This is a genomic window from Lactiplantibacillus plajomi (assembly GCF_005405405.1).
In the GTDB taxonomy this organism is placed as follows: Bacteria; Bacillota; Bacilli; order Lactobacillales; family Lactobacillaceae; genus Lactiplantibacillus; species Lactiplantibacillus plajomi.
In genome coordinates this window covers 1-855 of the sequence record NZ_BJDZ01000067.1, presented here as the reverse complement: position 1 = coordinate 855, position 855 = coordinate 1, and the positions used below count along the sequence as shown (strand labels likewise).

Below are 855 nucleotides of genomic sequence, written 5' to 3'. Positions count from 1 at the left end.
TTAAAGTTATTGAGTAACGTATCTTGAACCTCTTTAAGAACGTTTGAATCTTTGATGGGTAAGACAACTTGTTGCATAAGCTGTTAGTTCCTTTACTTTAAAATTAATTTAGTTGCAGAAAACCTAAAAATCGAATATTATAATGTAGTACGATGGTAAACTTAAAGGAGGCGGATTAGAATGAGTAATACTATTATTAAAAACAAGACAATTTCAACTCGTGTAACACCTGACATTAGTGAACGGGCTAAAGCTAATCTAGCAAAACAAGGGCTAACCGTTTCTGAGTATATACGCTTATCGTTAGTTAAAGCGGCCAATAATGAAGTTCGATTAGTCAGCTTTTTAGATTCTCCGGAAGCCTTAGCCGCTAAAAAAGAAGCAGAAACAGGGCAGGTCAAAAACATTGGTTCATTGACTGACTTTGAAGATTGGATCGATAAGTTAGATGCAAATTAAACAGACCAAATCTTTTGAACGTGAATTAAAAAAACTAGTCAAAAAACATTTCCCAATAACTGTCTTGAAGCCTTGTTTAGAAGCAATTGTTGAACAAGATGTACTTGTTTTGAAACAGATTAAAGATCATGCATTAAAAGGAAATTGGCGTGGCTATCGTGAATTTCACCCTGCCAGATATGGAAACTATGGTAAAAATTATGACAACTGGATTGTTATTTATCAGCTAGATCATGATGAATTGATTTTGTTATTGGTTGCAACTGGCTCCCATGAAATCTTGAATCAATAGCTATAGTTTAGGGGCACTTATAAAAAAATAAATTAAAATAGCCCCCAATATCTACATTATAGATATCGGGGGCTATTTTAACAACGTTTTTGAGGGGCGATTTG

Annotated in this window: 2 protein-coding genes and 1 pseudogene; 2 read left to right on the top strand and 1 reads right to left on the bottom strand. The window is 33.9% G+C overall.

Annotation, left to right across the window (positions count from 1 at the left end; translation table 11 throughout):
• Positions 1–77: pseudogene (locus tag FFM82_RS13970) on the bottom strand (site-specific integrase); the annotation flags it as partial.
• Between the two features lie 103 nt (positions 78–180).
• Between FFM82_RS13970 and FFM82_RS13430 the strand changes: the two are divergent.
• Positions 181–459 (top strand): plasmid mobilization protein, encoded by a 279-nt coding sequence (locus FFM82_RS13430; RefSeq protein WP_003625288.1) that lies wholly within the window; start codon positions 181–183, stop codon positions 457–459.
• On the top strand, positions 449–751 hold the full coding sequence (locus tag FFM82_RS13425) for a type II toxin-antitoxin system YafQ family toxin (RefSeq protein WP_005917927.1): 303 nt from the start codon (positions 449–451) through the stop codon (positions 749–751). Before FFM82_RS13430 ends, FFM82_RS13425 begins: the two co-directional genes overlap by 11 nt.
• The last annotated feature ends 104 nt before the right edge of the window (positions 752–855 follow it).

Bases quoted from the DNA above. Each gene is read 5' to 3' on its own strand.
- FFM82_RS13425 (WP_005917927.1), top strand. From the start codon at position 449: ATGCAAATTAAACAGACCAAATCTTTTGAACGTGAATTAAAAAAACTA.
- FFM82_RS13430 (WP_003625288.1), top strand. From the start codon at position 181: ATGAGTAATACTATTATTAAAAACAAGACAATTTCAACTCGTGTAACA.